The organism is Streptomyces sp. NPDC036764 (assembly GCF_055609385.1).
In genome coordinates this window covers 247,339-267,557 of sequence record NZ_JBVJPT010000016.1, presented here as the reverse complement: position 1 = coordinate 267,557, position 20,219 = coordinate 247,339, and the positions used below count along the sequence as shown (strand labels likewise).

General features: G+C 68.9%; 19 protein-coding genes and 1 pseudogene. 2 read left to right on the top strand and 18 right to left on the bottom strand.

All coding sequences use genetic code 11. The features are described from left to right. Nucleotides 1-173: 173 nt before the first annotated feature. From ACZ69Q_RS39530 to ACZ69Q_RS39480, 11 genes are all read right to left on the bottom strand, one after another. Complete coding sequence (locus tag ACZ69Q_RS39530) at nucleotides 174-3,023, bottom strand: DEAD/DEAH box helicase (RefSeq protein WP_471052096.1); 2,850 nt, start codon at nucleotides 3,021-3,023, stop codon at nucleotides 174-176. Nucleotides 3,024-3,136: 113 nt separating this feature from the next. Continuing rightward, nucleotides 3,137-4,087 carry a twin-arginine translocase subunit TatC gene (gene tatC / locus ACZ69Q_RS39525; protein ID WP_471052052.1) on the bottom strand — a complete coding sequence of 317 codons (951 nt, stop codon included), beginning with the start codon at nucleotides 4,085-4,087 and terminating at the stop codon, nucleotides 3,137-3,139. Nucleotides 4,088-4,134: 47 nt separating this feature from the next. Next, on the bottom strand, nucleotides 4,135-4,428 hold the full coding sequence (tatA, locus tag ACZ69Q_RS39520) for a Sec-independent protein translocase subunit TatA (protein WP_471052050.1): 294 nt from the start codon (nucleotides 4,426-4,428) through the stop codon (nucleotides 4,135-4,137). 263 nt (nucleotides 4,429-4,691) lie between these two features. Next, nucleotides 4,692-4,886 carry a hypothetical protein gene (locus ACZ69Q_RS39515; RefSeq protein ID WP_471052047.1) on the bottom strand — a complete coding sequence of 65 codons (195 nt, stop codon included), beginning with the start codon at nucleotides 4,884-4,886 and terminating at the stop codon, nucleotides 4,692-4,694. Nucleotides 4,887-4,906: 20 nt separating this feature from the next. Continuing rightward, nucleotides 4,907-5,206 (bottom strand): hypothetical protein, encoded by a 300-nt coding sequence (locus ACZ69Q_RS39510; RefSeq protein WP_471052045.1) that lies wholly within the window; start codon nucleotides 5,204-5,206, stop codon nucleotides 4,907-4,909. After that, nucleotides 5,203-6,243: a helix-turn-helix transcriptional regulator gene (locus ACZ69Q_RS39505; protein WP_471052042.1), complete on the bottom strand. Its 1,041-nt coding sequence runs from the start codon at nucleotides 6,241-6,243 to the stop codon at nucleotides 5,203-5,205. The genes ACZ69Q_RS39510 and ACZ69Q_RS39505 overlap by 4 nt, the downstream gene beginning before the upstream one ends. 19 nt (nucleotides 6,244-6,262) lie before the next feature. After that, nucleotides 6,263-7,216: a helix-turn-helix transcriptional regulator gene (locus ACZ69Q_RS39500; RefSeq protein ID WP_471052039.1), complete on the bottom strand. Its 954-nt coding sequence runs from the start codon at nucleotides 7,214-7,216 to the stop codon at nucleotides 6,263-6,265. 155 nt (nucleotides 7,217-7,371) lie between these two features. Beyond that, a complete protein-coding gene (locus ACZ69Q_RS39495) occupies nucleotides 7,372-7,743 on the bottom strand; it encodes an FKBP-type peptidyl-prolyl cis-trans isomerase (protein WP_471052036.1) in 372 nt (123 codons plus the stop codon). A 64-nt stretch (nucleotides 7,744-7,807) separates the two neighbouring features. Then, nucleotides 7,808-8,809 (bottom strand): FKBP-type peptidyl-prolyl cis-trans isomerase, encoded by a 1,002-nt coding sequence (locus tag ACZ69Q_RS39490; RefSeq protein ID WP_471052033.1) that lies wholly within the window; start codon nucleotides 8,807-8,809, stop codon nucleotides 7,808-7,810. Between the two features lie 152 nt (nucleotides 8,810-8,961). Beyond that, entirely contained in the window at nucleotides 8,962-10,323 is a 1,362-nt protein-coding gene (gene pafA, locus ACZ69Q_RS39485) for a Pup--protein ligase (protein ID WP_388675903.1), read from the bottom strand. A 9-nt stretch (nucleotides 10,324-10,332) separates the two neighbouring features. Further along, a complete protein-coding gene (locus ACZ69Q_RS39480) occupies nucleotides 10,333-11,592 on the bottom strand; it encodes an MFS transporter (protein ID WP_471052029.1) in 1,260 nt (419 codons plus the stop codon). Nucleotides 11,593-11,697: 105 nt separating this feature from the next. Here ACZ69Q_RS39480 and ACZ69Q_RS39475 point away from each other — a divergent pair, with 105 nt between their 5' ends. Further along, nucleotides 11,698-12,714 carry a LacI family DNA-binding transcriptional regulator gene (locus tag ACZ69Q_RS39475; RefSeq protein WP_471052026.1) on the top strand — a complete coding sequence of 339 codons (1,017 nt, stop codon included), beginning with the start codon at nucleotides 11,698-11,700 and terminating at the stop codon, nucleotides 12,712-12,714. 78 nt (nucleotides 12,715-12,792) lie between these two features. Here ACZ69Q_RS39475 and prcA read toward each other — a convergent pair whose 3' ends face one another. The 6 genes and pseudogenes from prcA to arc all read right to left on the bottom strand — a co-directional run bounded on the left by prcA (nucleotide 12,793) and on the right by arc (nucleotide 18,778). Next, nucleotides 12,793-13,563 (bottom strand): proteasome subunit alpha, encoded by a 771-nt coding sequence (gene prcA / locus ACZ69Q_RS39470; protein ID WP_471052023.1) that lies wholly within the window; start codon nucleotides 13,561-13,563, stop codon nucleotides 12,793-12,795. 60 nt (nucleotides 13,564-13,623) lie between these two features. Next, nucleotides 13,624-14,469, bottom strand: a complete 846-nt coding sequence (gene prcB, locus ACZ69Q_RS39465) for a proteasome subunit beta (RefSeq protein WP_471052020.1) — start codon at nucleotides 14,467-14,469, stop codon at nucleotides 13,624-13,626. Then, a pseudogene (locus ACZ69Q_RS39460) lies at nucleotides 14,421-14,615 on the bottom strand (endonuclease domain-containing protein); the annotation flags it as partial. The gene prcB and the pseudogene ACZ69Q_RS39460, both read right to left, overlap by 49 nt. A 222-nt stretch (nucleotides 14,616-14,837) precedes the next feature. Continuing rightward, nucleotides 14,838-15,056, bottom strand: coding sequence for a ubiquitin-like protein Pup (locus ACZ69Q_RS39455; protein ID WP_030955201.1), 219 nt, complete (start codon nucleotides 15,054-15,056; stop codon nucleotides 14,838-14,840). 198 nt (nucleotides 15,057-15,254) lie between these two features. After that, a complete protein-coding gene (dop, locus tag ACZ69Q_RS39450; RefSeq protein WP_471052017.1) occupies nucleotides 15,255-16,766 on the bottom strand; it encodes a depupylase/deamidase Dop in 1,512 nt (503 codons plus the stop codon). Between the two features lie 245 nt (nucleotides 16,767-17,011). Continuing rightward, nucleotides 17,012-18,778, bottom strand: a complete 1,767-nt coding sequence (arc, locus tag ACZ69Q_RS39445) for a proteasome ATPase (RefSeq protein WP_471052015.1) — start codon at nucleotides 18,776-18,778, stop codon at nucleotides 17,012-17,014. Nucleotides 18,779-19,023: 245 nt separating this feature from the next. Between arc and ACZ69Q_RS39440 the strand changes: the two genes are divergently transcribed. Then, entirely contained in the window at nucleotides 19,024-19,329 is a 306-nt protein-coding gene (locus tag ACZ69Q_RS39440) for a ferredoxin (RefSeq protein ID WP_471052012.1), read from the top strand. 58 nt (nucleotides 19,330-19,387) lie between these two features. Here the strand turns inward: ACZ69Q_RS39440 and ACZ69Q_RS39435 are convergent, their stop codons facing one another. After that, complete coding sequence (locus ACZ69Q_RS39435; protein WP_471052009.1) at nucleotides 19,388-19,966, bottom strand: hypothetical protein; 579 nt, start codon at nucleotides 19,964-19,966, stop codon at nucleotides 19,388-19,390. Nucleotides 19,967-20,219: the final 253 nt, after the last annotated feature.

Below are 20,219 nucleotides of genomic sequence, written 5' to 3'. Positions count from 1 at the left end.
TGCCCCCCCCCCCTCCCCCCCCCCCCCCCCCCCCCCCCCCCCCCCCCCCCCCCCCCCCCCCCTCCCCCCCCCCCCCCCCCACCCCCCCCACAACCCCCCCCCCCCCCCCCCCCCCCCCCCCGCCGCGGGGGCGCGACCAGCCACAACACACCCCCGCGCCCGCCCACGATCCATCAGCCCACCGACGAGTAGGCGACGACCCCCCGCAGCAGCCCCTCCACAGCCTTGCGCGCACTCTTCCCCACGGTCGAGTCCGCAGGAGAGGCCGCCGAGATCTGCCCCAGCACATCGATCACCTGCTTGCACCACCGCACGAAGTCCCCGGCCGGCATCTCCGCCTCGCGCAGCACCTCGTCCAGTCCCTTGCCGCTGGCCCACATGTAGGCGGCCCAGGCGAAGCCCAGATCCGGTTCACGCTGACCGACACCCTCGGTCTGCGTGATCCGGAAGTCCTCCTCCAGAGCGTCGAGGCGGCCCCAGATCCGCACCATCTCACCCAGCGCGGCCTTGGCCTTGCCCGACGGCAGCTTCGGGGCCATCGCGTCGTCCCCGACCCGTGCCTCGTACACCAACGCCGAGACACAGGCGGCCAGTTCGGCCGGGCCGAGGCCCTCCCACACCCGCTCGCGCAGGCACTCGCTGGCGAGCAGGTCGAGTTCGCCGTACAGCCGGGCGAGGCGCTTGCCGTGCTCGGTCACTTCGTCGCCGCGCAGATAGTCCAGCTCGGTCAGCAGCGCGACGATGCGGTCGAAGGTGCGCGCGATCGTGTTCGTACGGCCTTCGATACGGCGCTCGAGTTGCGAGGTGTCCCGCAGCAGCCGGTGGTAGCGCTCGGCCCAACGGGCGTGGTCCTCGCGGTCGTTGCAGCCGTGGCAGGGGTGCGCCCGGATGGCCTTGCGCAGCCGGTCGATCTCCCGGTCGTCCGCGGCCTGGGAGCGCCGCTTGCGGTGCCGGTCCGGCGCGATGTGCCCGGCCTTGGTGCGCAGCGCGGACGCCAGGTCCCGACGGGACTGCGGGGAGCGCGGGTTGAAGGACTTCGGGATCCGCATCCGCTCCAACGCCTCCACGGGCACCGGGAAGTCCATCGACGCCAGCCGCTTGACCTGCCGCTCGGCGGTCAGGACCAGCGGGCGCGGTCCGTCGTGGTGCTCGAAGCCGCGGTGGCCGTTGGAGCGGCCGGCCGGCAGCCCGGGGTCGAGCACCAGCGCGAGCCCGGCGTACTTGCCGGTCGGCACATGAATGACGTCGCCCGGCTTGAGCTTCTCCAGCGCGACGGCGGCCTCCGCACGCCGCTCCACCGCCCCCTGCCGCGCCAACTCGTTCTCGCGGTCCTTCAGTTCGCGGCGCAGTTGCGCGTACTCCTCGAAGTCCCCGAGGTGGCAGGTCATGGACTCCTTGTAGCCCTCCAGCCCCTCCTCGTTGCGCTGCACCTGGCGCGAGATCCCGACGACCGACTTGTCGGCCTGGAACTGCGCGAAGGACGTCTCCAGCAGTTCGCGTGAGCGGTGCCGCCCGAACTGCTCGACGAGGTTGACCGCCATGTTGTACGACGGCTTGAAGCTGGAGCGCAGCGGATAGGTGCGCGTGCCGGCCAGGCCGGCGAGGTGCTCGGGGCTGATGCCGCGCTGCCACAGCACCACGGCGTGCCCCTCGACATCGATCCCGCGGCGGCCGGCACGGCCGGTGAGCTGGGTGTACTCGCCCGGGGTGATGTCGGCGTGCTGCTCGCCGTTCCACTTGACGAGCTTCTCCAACACCACCGAGCGCGCGGGCATGTTGATGCCGAGGGCGAGGGTCTCGGTGGCGAACACGGCCTTGACCAGGCCGCGGACGAACAGCTCCTCGACGACCTCCTTGAAGGTCGGCAGCATGCCCGCGTGGTGGGCCGCTATGCCGCGCTCCAGGCCCTCCAGCCACTCGTAGTACCCGAGGACGTGCAGATCCTCGGTCGGGATGGACGCGGTGCGCTCCTCGACGAGGGCGCGCACCTTCTCCCGCGCCTCCTCGTCGTTCAGCCGCAGGCCCGCGTGCAGGCACTGCTGGACGGCGGCCTCGCAGGCGGCGCGGCTGAAGATGAAGGTGATGGCGGGCAGCAGGCCCTCGGTGTCGAGTCGTTCGATGACCTCGGGCCGCCCGGGCGTCCACACCCTGGAGCGCTGTCTGCGCTCGCGCTCCCGGTCGGCCTCGCGCATGGCGCGCCCGCGTCTGCGGTCCTGGTATGAGGGGCGCTGGGCCTCCATCCGGGCCAGCCGCGTGAGATCGGGGTTGACGGCCTTCTTGCTGCCCTCGCCCTCCTCGAACAGGTCGTACATCCGGCGTCCGGCGAGCACGTGCTGGAACAGCGGCACGGGCCGGTGCTCGGAGACGATGACCTCGGTGTCGCCGCGGACGGTGTCGAGCCAGTCGCCGAACTCCTCGGCGTTGGACACGGTCGCCGACAGCGAGACGAGGGTGACCGACTCGGGCAGGTGGATGATCACCTCTTCCCATACGGCACCGCGGAAGCGGTCGGAGAGGTAGTGCACCTCGTCCATGACCACGTAGCCGAGGCCGAGGAGGGTCTGCGACCCGGCGTACAGCATGTTCCGCAGCACCTCGGTCGTCATCACGACCACCGCGGCGTCCGGGTTGACGCTGTTGTCGCCGGTGAGCAGACCGACCATGCCGTTGCCGTAACGGCGGCACAGGTCGGCGTACTTCTGGTTCGACAGCGCCTTGATGGGCGTCGTGTAGAAGCACTTCTTGCCCTGCATCAGGGCGAGGTGGACGGCGAACTCGCCGACGATCGTCTTGCCCGAGCCGGTGGGCGCGGCCACCAGCACGCCCTTCCCCGTCTCGAGCGCCTGGCACGCCTCGATCTGGAAGGGGTCGAGGCCGAAGTCGTACATCTCGCGGAAGGAGGCGAGCGCGGTGGCCTGCTCCGCAGCGCGCATGCGTGCCGCCGCGTACCGCTCGGCCGGTGAGAGGTCCTCTGTCATCGTGCTTTCGAGCGTACCGGGCCCCACTGACAACAGGACGATCATTATCCGGATCGGCACCCCGCAAACCCGGGATCCGCGCAGCTCACGAAAGCGAAACGGAAGCGGCCGGGTGCGCCCCGTAGGCGCCCCGGCCGCATCCTGCTGTCAGTCGACTCTCAGGTGACGTCGTCGTAGCCGTTGACCCGTTCCGTGGTGGCCTGCTCGGGCAGTGCCCGGCTCGCGGAGACGGTCTCGACGTCGCCGATGTCCTCCGGGGTCAGGTCCAGGTCGGACGCCTCGTCGTCGGCGGGGCCCATGGCCTCCCGGCGGCGCCGGCGGCGGTCGTTCAGCAGGGACACGGTGACCGCGGCGAAGTACAGGACCCAGATCGGTCCGGCGAGAGCCATCATCGTCAGCGGGTCGGTGCTCGGTGTCGCGATCGCCGCGAAGACGGTGATGCCCATGATCATGCCGCGCCACCAGCCGAGCATGCGCTTGCCGGTGATGGCGCCCGTGAAGTTGAGCATCACGAGCAGCAGCGGCAGCTCGAAGGAGAGACCGAAGACGACCACCATGCGCGTCACGAGGTCGAGCAGGTCGTCGAGCGGCAGGAGGTTGTCGACCCCGAACGGGGTGAACTCGATCAGGACGTCGGCGGTCTTCGGCAGCACCTTGTAGGCGAAGAAGGCGCCGGCGAGGAAGAGCGGGAAGCCCGTCGCGACGAACGCGTAGGCGTACTTCCGCTCGTGCCTGTGCAGGCCGGGGGCGACGAAGGCCCATAGCTGGTACAACCAGACCGGTGCGGCCAGCACGACACCGGCCATCAGGGACACCTTCAGGGCCAGCGTGAACGGCGCGAGCAGACCGTTGATCGTGATCTGCGCGCACGGGTTCTCGTCGCGCGCCGTCTTGGCCAGTTCCTCGAACGACTTCGGGCAGCCGACCGACTCCAGGACCGGCTTGGTGAAGAAGTTGATGATGTCCTGATAGAAGAAGGCGGCGATGATCGTGATGACGACGATCGCGAGCAGCGCTTTCGCGAGCCGGTTGCGGAGCTCACGAAGGTGCTCCGCGAGGGGCATCCGCCCCTCGGGATCCTTCTCCTCTTTGCGGGCAGACTTCAGCAACCCACGTTCCCATCTCGTACGGCGGGCCGGAGGTCACCGGCCCTGCGTCAGCGCTTGGAGGTGTCCGTCGGCTCGGTGACCGGGCGGGAGCTGGTCACGTCGCCGGGGGATGCCTGGATGATGCGCTGAGCCGGGGGCTGCTGGTCGTCGCCGGCGTTGTTCGGCGGGTCGGCCGGGGCGGGGGACTTGCCCTCGTCCTTCATCGCCTTGGCCTCGCTCTTCAGGATCCGGGCGGACTTGCCGAGCGAGCGCGCCATGTCCGGAAGCTTCTTCGCGCCGAACAGCAGGATGATGACGACGAGGATGAGAATGATCTCGGGGGCTCCGAGCCTTCCGAACATAAGTCTTTACCTTCTCACCGAGGCGGCTGGGGTGGGATGCTGTCCGATCGGTCGGACATGTGTCCGAACGATCGCGTTGACAGCGATCGTAACGCTCAGGGGTAAACGAGAGGCAATCCCCGTGCGTACTACTCCCTGTCCGCGGTCCGGGCCTCGTTCTCCGACCCGCGACCAGCAGCGTACCTTTCCCCGCCGCCAAGTTGACAGGGCGAAGTGGCCCAAAACGCATGCGGCACCGCACTCACACCCAATCCTTGGGCTGGCTACAGGGAGTCCACGGCCCGGGCCGCGCTCATGCTGGCCCGCTCCAGGTCCTCGGCTGCCCTGCTGATGCGCGCCGCCGAGTCCGTGACCTGTCGGCCGAGGCGCTGCGCCTCCAGGAAGACCCGTACGGCGAGCACACCGAGGACGGCGAGACCCACGAAACCCACAGCTACCGCGAACATCGGCCAGAACATGAGGGCGAGCCTAGACCGTCCTAAACCGTGGAGTGCAGCCGCAGGGTGCTGACCCCACCGCCGGTCAGGAGCTCGACGATCCGCTCGCCGGCCGGCTTGCGGACGGCGGCTCCGCAGTCGGGGCAGGTGAAGGAGTAGAACGTCGTACGGCTGCTGGCGCCGATGGCGAGGCGCAGGGCGCTCGCGGCGAGCTCGAAGCGGCCCCGGCAGTCCGGGCACCCCGCCTTGAACACGACGGGAGCCACGCCTCTCATCCCGGCGAACGCAGCCGCCACCGTGATTCCCCGCACACCGGACCCGGACGTAGCCGACTCGCTCAAAGCCCTCGCTCCTGCCTGTCGCCCTGTCGCTCCTGAACCACACGCGCCCCGTGGGACTCCTGCACTTCGACCCCGTCGTACGCAGCCAGTGCCTCGCGGGCCGCCTGCCGGGCGCTGTCGGCCAGCTCGGGCGGCGACACGATGCGGCCGTCGCGTCCCAGCCGGAGCGCCAGGCGCCGCAGCGACGCCGGCTCGGGGGTGCGCAAGGTGATACGCAGCCCGCCGTCCGCGAGCTCATCCGCGCTGTCGTGCGGGTAGTACTCGGCGACCCAGCGCCCGCCCGGACCGACCTCCACGACGACCTCCGGATCCTCAGCCGCGGGCTGCACCAGCCCCTCGGACAGGTCCCGCAGCTCGACCTCGGGCGGCGCGGACGGCTCGTCGAGGATCTTGATCTCGGCGACCCGGTCCAGCCGGAAGGTGCGGCGCGCCTCGGAGCGCCGGCACCAGGCCTCGACATAGGTATGGCCGACGCTGACCAGGCGGATGGGGTCGATCTCGCGCTCGGTGACCTCGTCGCGGGCCGGTGAGTAGTAGCGGATCCACAGCCGGCGCCGCTCGGAGATCGCCCGGTCGACGTCCGCGAAGACACCGCCCTCGGACTCGAAGGTCACCGACAGCCGGGCACTGGCGCCGGCCGCCTCGCCGGAGGCGGTCTCCACCTTGGCGGTCGCCCGCAGCAGCGCCTGCCGGTCGCTCTCGCGCAGGCCCGGCAGGGTCGCCACGGCACGGGCGGCCACCAGCAGCGCGGTCGCCTCGTCGGCGGCGATCCGCAGCGGCTCGGCCACGTCGTCGGGGTTGTGCCACCAGATGCGCTCGCCGTCGGTGTCGATGTCGAGCAGATCGCCGCCGCGGAAGCTGGTGCCGCACATGGGCAGCACGTCCAGGTCGGAGACGAGCTCGTCCTCGGAGATCCCGAAGGCGCGGGCGACGTCCTCGATGCGGGCGCCGGGGCGCTCCTTCAGATACGTCACCAGCGAGAGCATCCGCCGGGTCTGGTCGATGGCGTTCACGGGCCTGACCGGTTTGCCTGCCACTGTCTCGCTCCGCTCCCCCTCAGCCCTTGGCCACGGCACGCAGCCGGTCCACCACGTCGGCCCGCAGCTCCGCGGGCTCCAGGACCACCACATCCGGCCCGAACTCCACCAGCCAGGCATCCAGCCCATGGCCGTACGGAATCTCCAACTCGTCCCAGCCGTCGCCGAGTTCCCGCACCGCCGTGGCCTTCGCCCGAAGGGGGTAGCCGGCCTCCGTGCGCAGCCGGATCAGCGCGGAGCGGTCGGCGTTCTCCCCCGCCCAGCTCGCGACGGTCTCCCGCACGGTGACGACATCGGGGATCTCGGCGGTGAAGCGGCCGCTGCGGCTGCGCACCTTGCCGGTGATCCGGGACAGCCGGAACACCCGCTCGGCGCCGCGGTCCCGGTCCCAGCCCGCCAGATACCAATGGCCGCGCCAGCACTCCAGCGCCCACGGCTCGACATGGCGCTGCTCGGGGCGGGCGGCGGTGGCCTTGCGGTAGTCGAAGACGACCGGACGGCGGTCCCGGCAGGCCAGCATCAGCGGCTCGAACGCCGCCTCGTGCACGGGGATCCGGGGCTCCAGAGCGCCATGCGCCTCGTACGGGTCGACACCCTCCGGCAGCCCCGCCGCGCGCAGCTTCTGGAGTGCGCCGCTGGCCGCGCCCGCGAGCCGGGCCTGCTGCCACACCTTGGCGGCCAGGCCCAGTGCGGCGGCCTCCTCGGCGTCCAGGGTGATCGGCGGCAGCCGGTTGCTGTCCCGGCGGGCCAGGTAGCCGACCTCGCCGTCGAGGTTCTCCACGGTCTCGATGACCAGCCCGAGTTCGCGCAGATCGTCCTTGTCGCGCTCGAACATCCGGTTGAAGGAGTCGTCGCTGCCCGCTTCGAGATAGGCCTCGATGGACTCACGCAGCTCGCGCTTGCTCAGTGGCCGCCGCGTCCCGAGCAGACACAGCGCCAGGTTCATGAGCCGCTCGGCCTTGGCAATGGCCATCGACGCCCTTCGCCTTCCCTATGGTGCTTAGTAGCGTTGACCGTACCGCTCCGAAGTGGCCCGGCAAAAGCCGAGGCCCATGCCCGCACAGGCATGGGCCCCAGGTAGTCGGCTCCGGTCGCCCGCCGATCACAGGCGGCGATCGGATGCGACGATCAGACGCCGAGCAGGTCGACCACGAAGATCAGGGTCTCACCGGGCTTGATCGCCGGGGTGGGGCTCTGGTTGCCGTAGGCGAGGTGCGCCGGGATGGTGAGCTGGCGACGGCCGCCGACCTTCATGCCCTGCACGCCCTGGTCCCAGCCCTTGATGACGCGGCCGCCACCGAGCGGGAAGCGGAACGGCGTCCCGCGGTTCCAGCTCGCGTCGAACTCCTCACCGGTGCTGAAGGACACGCCCACGTAGTGGACGGTGACGGTCTGGCCCGCCTGCGCAACCGCGCCGTCGCCCTCCCAGATGTCCTTGATCTCGAGGTCCTTCGGCGGCTCGCCGCCCGGGAAGTCGATCTCGGGCTTGTCGATGCTCACGTCTTACGCTCCATGCTCGTTGTGGAAAGGCAACGGTCTCAGTCTTTCATCACCACGGCCGGACTCACATCTTGGCCAGGATGTCCACCGTGAAGACCAGCGTGGCGCCCTTCTCGATACCGCTGCCCTGCGGCGGGGTGTCGCCGTAGCCCAGGTCCGGCGGGATGACGATCAGCACCCGGCTGCCGACCTTCTTGCCGGTCAGGCCCTGCGACCAGCCCTTGACGACCTGTGCGAGCGCGAACGACACCAACTGCTTGTTGGCGTACGTCGAGTCGAACTCCTTGCCGTTGCTCCACTGCACGCCCTTGTACTGCACCAGCACCGTGTTCTCGGCGGCCACCGCGTCGCCGTCGCCCTCGATGACGTAGTTCGCCACCAGCTTCTTCGGCGGGTCCGTCTTGGGGATCTCGATGGAGGGGGCCTTGCCGTCGGTGTTGGTCCCGGCCTTGGGCAGGTTCGCGTCGTCCTGGGCGACGGTCTTGCCCTTGGCGGAGCTCTTGGAGTTGAACGAGTCCTCGATGTCGACCACGAACACCAGCGTGTCGGTGCCCTTGATACCGGCCTGCTCGTTGCCCTCCTTGCCGTATCCCAGGGTCGGCGGGACGGCCATCTCGACGCGGCTGCCGACCTTCTTGCCGGTCAGGCCGTACCGCCAGCCGTCGATGATGCGGCCCTGGGAGAGCTGGATGAGCAGCGGGGTCTTACGGTCGTAGGAGTTGTCGAAGACCTTGGCCGTGGCCCAGATCTGGCCCAGGTAGTTCGCCTGGAGGTAGTCGTTCTCGGCGACGACCTTGCCGTTGCCCGCGATGACCGTCTTCACCGCGAGGTCCTTCGACGGCTCGCCGCTGCCCTTGGCGACCGTGGGCTTCTCACCGAACTTCGTGCCCGCGGTGATCGCCGGCAACGGACCGTCCACGATCTTCGGCGACGGCGCCGCCGAGTCCGCGCCGGACGGCGACGCGCTGTCGCTTCCCTGACTCGAGTCTGACCCGTCGTCGTCCCCGCATCCGGCGAGCGTGACCAGTCCTGCGGGAACAGCGATGAGAAGTGAGCGTCGGCGCACGGTGGGGGCCTCGTAATCGGTCGATCTTGTGGATGGCGTGCGCGCAACTCTACGGCGTGAGAAGGGCGCCGTACGGGAAACGTACGGCGCCCGTGTTGCGTTCCGGCCGGATGTCACCGCCATCCGATGTCGAACCGGTCGGAACGAATGGCTCACATTCCGGCGATGAGTTTCTCCACCCGGTCGTCCACCGAACGGAACGGGTCCTTGCACAGGACCGTGCGCTGAGCCTGGTCGTTGAGCTTGAGGTGGACCCAGTCGACGGTGAAGTCGCGGCGCTGTTCCTGGGCCCTGCGGATGAAATCGCCGCGCAGCCGGGCCCTAGTGGTCTGCGGCGGAACGGACTTGCCTTCGAAGATCTTCAAGTCGTTGCAGATACGCGCTGCTTGACCCTTCTTCTCCAGCAGGTAGTACAGGCCACGACGCCGGTGGATGTCGTGGTAGGCGAGGTCTATCTGCGCGACCCGCGGATGCGACATGGTCATGTTGTGCTTGGCCCGGTACCGCTCGATGAGCTGGTACTTCATGACCCAGTCGATCTCGGTGCCGATCCGGTCGAGGTCCTCGGACTCGATCGAGTCCAGCGTGCGGCCCCACAGCTCCAGGACCTGCTCGACGGTGCCCGTGCGGATGCCGCGGCGCTCGCAGAAGTCCACGGCCTTCTCGTAGTACTCGCGCTGCACCTCCAGCGCGGAGGCCTCCCGGCCGCTGGCCAGGCGCACCTTGCGCCGGCCGGTGATGTCGTGGCTGACCTCGCGGATCGCCCGGATGGGGTTCTCCAGGGTCAGGTCGCGCATCACGGTGCCCGCCTCGATCATGCGCAGCACCAGGTCGGTGGCGCCGACCTTGAGCAGCATGGTCGTCTCGGACATGTTCGAATCGCCCACGATGACGTGGAGACGGCGGTAGCGCTCCGCGTCCGCGTGCGGTTCGTCGCGCGTGTTGATGATCGGCCTGGAGCGGGTCGTCGCCGAGGAGACGCCCTCCCAGATGTGCTCGGCCCGCTGGCTCACGCAGTACACCGCGCCCCGCGGGGTCTGCAGCACCTTGCCGGCGCCGCAGAGAAGCTGCCTGGTGACCAGGAACGGAATGAGGATGTCCGCGAGCCGGGAGAACTCCCCGTGCCGTGCCACGAGGTAGTTCTCGTGGCAACCGTAGGAGTTGCCCGCCGAGTCGGTGTTGTTCTTGAAGAGGTAGACGTCGCCCGCGATTCCCTCCTCGTGCAGGCGTCGTTCGGCGTCCACCAGGAGTCCTTCGAGAATGCGCTCGCCCGCTTTGTCGTGGGTGACCAGTTCGGTCACGTTGTCACATTCCGGTGTGGCGTATTCCGGATGCGATCCCACGTCGAGATAGAGGCGGGCGCCGTTTCGCAGAAAGACATTGCTGCTGCGGCCCCATGACACGACACGGCGGAAGAGGTACCGCGCCACCTCGTCGGGAGACAGGCGGCGCTGTCCCCTGAACGTACATGTGACGCCGTACTCGTTCTCCAGCCCGAAAATGCGGCGGTCCATGACTGAACATTACGCCCGATCCCCTGAGCTGAAACGGGGTTCGACGGCACGGTTTGGATCATTTTCCGATGAAGCCGCAACCACCGCACCCCGGCCGGGAGCTGCGAGGACCCGTCCGGTGGCCAGCAGGACCAGCAACGACACCAGCCCGGCGCCACCCGGCACGGCGAACCCCCAGAAGGCCCCGCCCGCCTCGACCACGGGCCCCGCGAGGCCCGTTCCGACCGACGCTCCCACGGTGAACGTCGTCACGAGCCAGGAGAACGCCTCGGTGACCGTGCCCCGCGGGGCATGCCGGTCGACCAGCACGAACGCACACGCGATGCACGGCGCCAGGAACACCCCGGCGAGCACCGCGAGGAGTGTCATGGCGATGGCGCCCGGCATCAGCATCAGCGGCAGGTAACACACCGCCAGAAGGGCCACCAGCACCCGCAGTCGCCGCGCCGGCTCCCCGCCCCACTGCCGTGCTCCGTAGACCGTGCCACCGACCAGCGCGCCCAGCCCGAGGCCCGCCATCAGCCAGCCGTACACCACGTCACCGCCGTTGTCGTCCGCGTACGACACGGCCGCCACCGCGATGGACCCCATCGCCATGCCGACGAACAGGAAGGAGGCGAGCAGCGCCAGCAGACCGGCCGAGCGCAGCGCACCCAGCCAGTGCGCCTCGCGCGGTGCCGAGCGCCACGCGCGCGAGGGCTGCGACACGACCACCGACAGGGCGCCCAGCACCCCGATGACGTTCAGGACGAGCAGCGCCGCCTGCGCCGACCACAGCGAGGCGCACAGCGTCAGCAGCAACGGACCCACGGTGAACATGACTTCCTGCGCCACCGCGTCCATGGCGTACGCGGTGTGCACCTGGCCCTCCTTGTGCAGGACCGACCCCCACAGGGCCCGCAGACCGCCTTCCAGGGGCGGCGTGAACAGTCCTGCGGCCGCCACCGCGACATAGGACAGGGCCAGCGGGTCGATGCCGACGAAGGCGAACGCGGCCATCGCGAGCGCCGAGGCGACCGCGGCCGGAAGCTGTACCCGCGGCTGTCCGTGCAGGTCGACCAGCCGCCCCAGCAGCGGCTGACCCACCGCGTTGGCGACTCCGTAGACGGCCGCCAGGGCTCCGGCCAGGCTGTAGGAACCGCCCTCGGCGCGCACGAACAGCAGGATGGCGAGCGCGGCGACGGCGTTCGGCAGCCGCCCTATGAGGGTGCCGACGAGCAGCCGGGCGGCATGCCTCGCCTTGAGGATCTCCAGGTATGCGCCGGTCATCGGCCGCGCCGCCCTCCGCCGAAGTTTTACGTATAACGTCCTTCGTCATACGTACCATGTGCGCTGTTCACGAGTCCAGACTCCAGACGACGAAGCAGGTGCACGGTGGCACACGGCAGCACCCGCCCCACCAGCCGGGACGTGGCCCAGGCAGCGGGCGTGTCCCAGGCCGCGGTCTCACTGGTGCTCGGTGACAAGTGGCGGGGACGGGTCTCCGAGGCCACCGCGGAACGGGTCCGCGAAGCCGCCCGTGAGCTCGGCTACCGGCCCAACCTCGCGGCTCGCAACCTGCGTCTCGGCCACACGAGAACCGTACTCCTGGTGGTCCCCGCCCTCACCACCGAATTCTTCGCGGGCGTCTACACCGGCGCGGCCCGCGTCGCGGCGCAGCACGGCTTCGGCGTCGTGCTGTACCCCTCCCCCGAAGGCATCGGCCCCGCCCGCGACCCCTTCGCCTCCGCCCAGGCCGCCCTCGACGGCGTCATCGCCTCCTCCATGGCCGCCGACGCCCTCACCGCCATCCGCGGCGACCAGCTCCCCCTCGTCATGCTCGACAGCGACCCGGCGGGCAGCCTCGGCGGCGCGACCGTGAACCTGGACATCGCCGACGGTGTCCGTCAGGTCACCGAACACCTGCTGGGCCTCGGCCACCGCCGCTTCCTGCACCTCGCGGCCGACATCGCGTCCTGGACCTTCGAGGTGCGCGCACACGAACTGGCCGCCCGGCTCACCCGGGTGCCCGGCACCTCACTGCTGACCGTGCGCGCCCCCATCTCCATCGACGGCGCCCGCACCGCCGCCGAAACCGCGCTCGCCGCCCACGGCCCCCGCCCCACCGCGATCGTCTGCGACGACGACAAGCTCGCCGCCGGCGCCTACAAGGCCGTACGGCGCCTGGGCCTGCGCATCCCCGACGACATCTCCGTCACCGGCCTCGACGACCTCGCCCTCGCCACCGCCATCGACCCCGAGCTCACCACCGTCCGGCTGGACGCGGAACTCTTCGGCGAACGCGGCATGCAAGCCCTCCTGGCGGTCCTGGAAGGCCGCGAGCCGGAAGGGGGCGACATTCCGGTCCAGCTCGTCGTACGCGGCTCCACAGCCCCGCCCAGCAGCCCCTGACGGCCCTCGGACACGCCCTGTGCCCCGGCCGAGCGGTCGACCGGGGCACAGTACGGGCGGGGTGAGGCGGACTGGGGACTACTCCTCGGAAGCGCCGGACTCCTCGGAGGACTCGTCGTTGTCGGCGCTCTCGGCCTCGGTGGCCGCTCCGCCGGCCTCCAGCAGCCGGTCGAGCTGACGGCCGACGATGCGCTTGAACTTGCGCGACTGCGGACGCGTACGGTCCAGCACCGCGACCTCCAGGCGCTCGGCGGGGATCTCCCGCTGAGTGCCGTTCGACTCACGCGACAGCGCCTGTACGGCCAGCTTCAGCGCCTCGGCGAGGGTCATGCCGTCCTGGTGGCGCTGGTCCAGATAGTTGCTGATCAGCTCCGCGTTGCCACCGACCGCGACCGAACCGTGCTCGTCCACGATCGATCCGTCATGCGGCAGCCGGTAGATCTGATCGCCCTCGGGCGTCGCCCCCACCTCGGCCACGACCAGCTCCACCTCGTACGGCTTCTCGGCCGCGGAGGAGAAGATCGTGCCCAGCGTCTGGGCGTAGACGTTGGCCAGGCCACGGGCGGTCACGTCATCACGGTCATAGGTGTAGCCACGAAGATCGGCGTACCGGACGCCGCCGATCCGCAGGTTCTCGTACTCGTTGTACTTGCCGGCCGCCGCGAAGCCGATGCGGTCGTAGATCTCGCTGAACTTGTGCAGCGCACGGGACGGGTTCTCGCCGACGAACACGATGCCGTCGGCGTACTGGAGGACGACCAGGCTGCGGCCACGGGCGATGCCCTTGCGCGCGTACTCCGCCCGGTCGGCCATGGCCTGCTGGGGTGAGACATAGAACGGCGTCGACACCGGTTATCCGTCCCTTTCTGTCGAAGTCACAGGATCACCTTGATAAGACCGGGCCGTCGCCTACAGCAGCGCGGCCCGCGGGCCGTCGGGCTGCTCCAGACGCCGCGCCAGGATGGAACGGGCGATCTCGGAGGACTCGTCATCGCCCAGCCGACGGAAACCGTCCTCGGTGATCACGGTGACGATCGGGTAGATCCGGCGGGCGACATCGGGACCACCGGTCGCCGAGTCGTCGTCAGCCGCGTCGTACAGGGCCTGCACCACGAGCGTCGTGGCGTCGGCCTCGCTCAGATCGTCACGGTAGAGCTTCTTCATGGCGCCACGCGCGAAGATCGAGCCGGAGCCGGTGGCGGCGAAGCCGTGCTCCTCGGAACGGCCACCGGTGACGTCGTAGGAGAAGATCCGCCCCCTCTCCCGGTCCACGTCGTACCCGGCGAAGAGCGGCACCACGGCCAGCCCCTGCATGGCCATGCCGAGGTTGGACCGGATCATGGTCGACAGCCGGTTCGCCTTGCCCTCCAGCGACAACTGGGCGCCCTCGACCTTCTCGAAGTGCTCCAGCTCCAACTGGAAGAGCTTGACCATCTCGACGGCCAGACCGGCCGTACCGGCGATGCCGACGGCCGAGTACTCGTCGGCGGGGAACACTTTCTCGATGTCGCGCTGCGCGATGACGTTGCCCATGGTGGCGCGACGGTCACCGGCGAGCACGACGCCTCCGGGGAACGTGACCGCCACGATGGTCGTGCCGTGCGGCGCCTCGATCACGCCCTGTGTGGGCGGGAGTTGACGCTTGCCGGGCAGCAGCTCCGGCTGGTGGTCGGAGAGAAAGTCCATGAAGGAGGACGACCCAGGCGTCAGGAAGGCAGCCGGTAGACGCCCGGTGCTACGAGTGTTGGCTTCCACGCGATTCCTTCCGAATAAGCGGCGGCCCGGCGGACGGCGTCGGGGTCGTCCCCCAACTGGCCGATGGCCGAATTGCAGTTGAAGCACAGTACGCCACGGACCCTACCCGTCTTGTGGCGGTGATCCACATGAACGGCCGAGGCCTTGAAAACGGATCGCGCAGAGCCGCCGTGGGCCGGCGGGCATCCCGGTTCCGACCGGACTCGGCAGGGCGCGCTCGACCGCGACGGCGCGAGCCGTCGAAGGGCGGGTGCCGGGGCGCGAAGGCTGCGCGCGGTGTGGACCCGCCGCACCGCACGCAGCGCTTCATCTCCGACTCGCCGACCACCACGCCACCCCGTTTACCTTCGGATCGAAGGAGAAAGCGGCTACTCCCCGCCCTTTTGGACAAAGGACCTCACGAAGTCCTCTGCGTTCTCCTCGAGCACGTCGTCGATCTCGTCCAGGACGGAGTCCACGTCGTCGCTCAGCTTCTCCTGCCGCTCCTTGAGGTCCTCGGAAGCCTGCGTTTCCGCAGCCTGCTCCTCGACTTCCTCAGTAGAGCGCGTGGCCTTCTGCTGTCCGCCGCCGGTGTCCTTGGTTGCCATATCCCTCACCCCGCTCGTGTCGCCCGACATGTTCGACAGGTCGGCTTTCCTGCCGATCGGTGATGATCAGACCCTACAAGCCGGGTCTGACATCGGCCCCGCAGTTTCTCCAACGTACGGGGGCCACCTCGATGATTCCCGGACGCCGGGTTTTCCACCCTGCCCGGCCGACGTCCGGCTGACACCGCCCGGGGCCGGTCAGCCGCCTGACAGGACCCTGACCAGGTCTTCCGCGGTCCGGCAGCGGTCCAGGAGCTCCTTGACATGATTTCGCGTTCCGCGAAGCGGTTCGAGGGTTGGAACGCGCTGGAGGGAGTCGCGGCCCGGCAGATCGAAGATGACCGAGTCCCAGGAGGCCGCGGCGACGTCGTCGGCGTATTGCTCCAGGCAGCGGCCCCGGAAGTACGCCCTGGTGTCCTCCGGCGGCTTCACCTGCGCCCGCTCCACGGACTCATCGTCCAGGAGGCGCTTGATGCGGCCGCGGGCCACCAGACGGTTGTAGAGGCCCTTCTCGGGGCGCACGTCGGCGTACTGGAGGTCGACCAGGTGGAGCCTGGCGGCGTCCCAGTCGAGGTCGTCGCGGCGGCGGTAGCCCTCCATGAGCTCCCGCTTGGCGACCCAGTCCAGCTCTCCGGACAGGCTCATCGGGTCGCGTTCGAGCCGGTTCAGGGTGTCTTCCCAGCGGGACAGGACATCCTTGGTCTGCTCGTCGGCGTCCGCGCCGAAGCGCTCCTCGACGTACTTGCGGGAGAGCTCGTAGTACTCCATCTGGAGCTGCACCGCGGTGAGTGTGCGGCCGCTGCGGAGGGTGACCAGGCGCTTGAGGGACGGGTCGTGCGAGACCTGGTGCAGCGTGCGAACGGGCTGGTCGACGGCCAGGTCCACCGCGATGAAGCCGTCCTCGATCATGGACAGGACCAGGGCCGTCGTGCCCAGCTTGAGGTAGGTCGAGATCTCGGAGAGGTTCGCGTCGCCGATGATCACGTGGAGCCGGCGGTACTTCTCGGCGTCGGCGTGGGGCTCGTCGCGGGTGTTGATGATCGGGCGCTTCAGGGTGGTCTCCAGCCCCACCTCGACCTCGAAGTAGTCCGCGCGCTGGCTGAGCTGGAAGCCGTGTTCGTGGCCGTCCTGGCCGATGCCGACGCGGCCCGCTCCGGCGAAGACCTGACGGGAGACGAAGAAGGGCGTGAGGTGGCGCACGATGTCCGAGAAGGGGGTCTCCCGCTTCATCAGGTAGTTCTCGTGCGTGCCGTAGGAGGCGCCCTTGTTGTCGGTGTTGTTCTTGTAGAGGTGGATGGGCTGGGCGCCGGGGAGCTGGGCGGCCCGCTCGGCGGCTTCGGCCATGATGCGCTCGCCGGCCTTGTCCCACAGGACGGCGTCGCGCGGATTGGTGACCTCGGGCGAGCTGTACTCGGGGTGGGCATGGTCGACGTAGAGCCGCGCTCCGTTGGTGAGGATCACGTTGGCCAGACCGATGTCCTCGTCGGTGAGCTGGCTGGCGTCGGCGGCCTCACGGGCGAGGTCGAAGCCTCGCGCGTCCCGCAGCGGATTCTCCTCCTCGAAGTCCCAGCGAGCCCGGCGGGCCCGGTGCATCGCCGCCGCGTAGGCGTTGACGATCTGGGATGAGGTGAGCATGGCATTGGCGTTGGGGTGGCCGGGGACGGAGATCCCGTACTCCGTCTCGATGCCCATTACTCGCCGTACGGTCATGCGGCCCTCCTTGCCCGGCGGCACCCTCGGTCGTGGGCGCCGCACAAGTACCGCTGGCGCTCGGTTGCGTGTGCGGTGCCCGTCCCCGCACTGCGCGACTCGGCGGTACGGAAGAGCCTAGAGCGCCTTTGCCCTGGTGGGGAGATCATTTGCGTCATTGCCTTGCACGCCTTGTGTTCCGGTTGCGGCCGGAAAAACAGTGGGCTGCGGGTACCCGATGAGGGCACCCGCAGCCGCCCTGAGTTTTACAGGTACTGTCCGGTGTTGGCCACCGTGTCGATGGAGCGTCCGGTGTCGGCGCCCTGCTTTCCGGTGATGAGGGTGCGGATGTAGACGATCCGCTCGCCCTTCTTTCCGGAGATCCGGGCCCAGTCGTCCGGGTTGGTGGTGTTGGGCAGGTCCTCGTTCTCCTTGAACTCGTCCACGCATGCCTGGAGCAGGTGGGAGACGCGGAGGCCCTTCTGGTTGTGCTCCAGGAAGTCCTTGATCGCCATCTTCTTGGCGCGGCCCACGATGTTCTCGATCATGGCGCCGGAATTGAAGTCCTTGAAGTAGAGGACTTCCTTGTCGCCGTTGGCGTAGGTGACTTCCAGGAAGCGGTTCTCCTCGGATTCGGCGTACATCTGCTCGACGGCGGTCTGGATCATGCTCTGGACCGTCATCGACTTGTCGCCGCTGTGCTCACCGAGGTCCTCCGAGTGCAGCGGGAGGCGCTCGGTGAGGTACTTGCCGAAGATGTCCTTGGCGGCCTCGGCGTCGGGACGCTCGATCTTGATCTTCACGTCCAGGCGGCCGGGGCGCAGGATGGCCGGGTCGATCATGTCCTCACGGTTGGAGGCACCGATCACGACCACGTTCTGCAGGCCCTCCACACCGTCGATCTCGGCGAGGAGCTGCGGGACGATGGTGTTCTCCACGTCCGAGCTGACACCGGAGCCGCGGGTGCGGAAGAGGGATTCCATCTCGTCGAAGAAGACGATGACGGGTGTGCCCTCGCTGGCCTTCTCACGCGCACGCTGGAAGACGAGACGGATCTGCCGCTCGGTCTCACCGACGTACTTGTTCAGCAGCTCGGGGCCCTTGATGTTGAGGAAGAAGCTCTTGCCGGAGGCCTGGCCGGTGACCTCGGCGACCTTCTTGGCCAGCGAGTTGGCGACGGCCTTGGCGATGAGCGTCTTGCCGCATCCGGGGGGCCCGTAGAGGAGGACGCCCTTGGGCGGGCGCAGTTCGTGCTCCTTGAACAGGTCCGGGTAGAGGTACGGGAGCTCGACGGCGTCGCGGATCATCTCGATCTGGTTGCCGAGGCCGCCGATCGATTCGTAGCCGATGTCCGGCACTTCTTCGAGGACGAGCTCTTCGACCTCGCTCTTGGGGACGATTTCGTAGACATAGCCGGATCGGGGTTCGAGCAGGAGGGCGTCGCCGGGGCGGATGGTGACGCCCCGGAGCGGCTCGGCGAGCCGGACCACCCGTTCCTCGTCGGTGTGCCCGAGCACCAGGGCTCGTTCACCGTCCTCGAGGATCTCCTTGAGGGTGACGATGTCCCCGACGCTCTCGAATTCCATGGCCTCGACCACGTTGAGAGCTTCGTTGAGCATCAGCTCCTGGCCACGCCTGAGATCGTCGAGTTCGACGCTCGGGCTCACGTTCACGCGGAGCTTGCGCCCTCCGGTGAAAATGTCGGCGGTGCCGTCCTCGTTGGCTTGCAGGAAGACACCGAAGCCGGCCGGCGGCTGTGCGAGCCGGTCGACCTCTTCCTTGAGGGCAACGATCTGGTCCCGTGCCTCACGGAGCGTGTTCGCGAGTCGCTCGTTCTGTGCGGACACGCCGGCCAGATTCGTCTGCAACTCGACGATCCGCTCTTCGAGAATCCTCGTGTGTCGCGGAGAGTCGGCGAGCTTGCGTCGCAGGACGGCGATCTCCTGCTCAAGGTAGGCGATCTGCCCGGCCGGGTCGTCGGACCCTCGTCCCGGGCGGATGCCGCGGTTCATGTCGTCGTCGTGGGCTGCCACGGTCCTCACCTCCTCCAAGGGGAGCTGGACGCTTCCAGACCCTACCTGGGTGGGTGTCGATTGAAACCCCTAGATCACAAAGACGGTCGGGGTGTGTCCGATCTTCACCCTTGCGCTCTCCCTCACGCCAGGGGAATACCCACCGCACATGATTGGAACCCAGTCGAAGGTAGGGTCGAAGCGTTCAACACCCGTCAGAGCTGGCCGGATTCCCGTTCGGCTCGGCGTAGCAAGCGGTAGGAGAGATGAGCGTGGAGCGGACGGCCGGGGTCGAGGGTGAGGCGCTGGAGGTCTGGATCGATCAGGATCTCTGTACCGGCGATGGCATCTGTGCCCAGTATGCGCCCGAGGTCTTCGAGCTGGACATCGACGGTCTGGCCTATGTGAAGGGCTCCGGCGACGAGCTCCTGCAGGCCGAGGGGGCCACAACGCCCGTACCACTGCCGCTTCTCACGGATGTGGTGGACTCGGCGAAGGAGTGCCCGGGCGAGTGCATCCACGTACGTCGGGTTTCGGACAAGGTCGAAGTATTCGGTCCGGACGCCGAGTGACCTTGCATGCACGGGGTGTTACGACTGTCTGATTTCTCACAACACTCGGTGGCGGACGTCAGACGCTGTGGGCGCCGGCGGGTGTCGAGCGAACGAACGTGCCGTTCTGCCACTGCCATTTCGCGCTGTCCTTCACGTCCGGGCAGCAACGCGGCACGTCGGCCGACGAGTAGCCGAGCAACTCCGCCTCGACCGCTCCGTCACGGACAGCGATGTCACTGACGGTGATGGTGTCCTTCGGGTCGACGAGGGTCGCCACGACCCGGGGAGCGGCGGTCTCCTTGGCGTTCGTGAGGACGTAGACGCCGTCGGGCGGCGTGCCCATCGGGGAGTCGCAGTGCACCACGGCCACGGTCTCGGGGCTGCCGTCGCCGTCGAGGTCTCCGGTGGCCTTCTTCACCACGACCGCTTTCACGGGGCCGCATTCGAGCGGGAAGTCGATGCGCGCGGGGTCGGGGGGTGTGACCGCCGCGGCGGCGTGCTTCGTCTCCGGGCCGGCCGCCTGGGCCGCTGTCGCCGCGCCCGGCTGGAGGACCGAGGAGAACGCCACGACTCCGGCGACCGCTGTGGCGGTGGCGAGCCAGTGGATGGGCCGGGTGTGGGTGTGTGCCAGTTCCGGGACGGCGGATTGCTGCACTAGGAGCGTCTCCTGTGGGTGCTGTGCCGGTGGGGGTGAGTGGCCAGCATCGTGCCACACGTCACAGTGTGGCGGAACGGCGGGGGTGTGGAGTTCCGGTGCCGGAGTGCCGGAGTGCCGGGTGGTCGGGGTGCGGGCGGGGCGCGCGGCGCTCGGGAGGTTGTCGGTTCCCGCGTTCGCGTCAACAGAAAGGCGCTGTGGTCGAGTTCCCTGGGTGTTCCGGGAACTCGACCACAGCGCCTGTGCGTTGGAT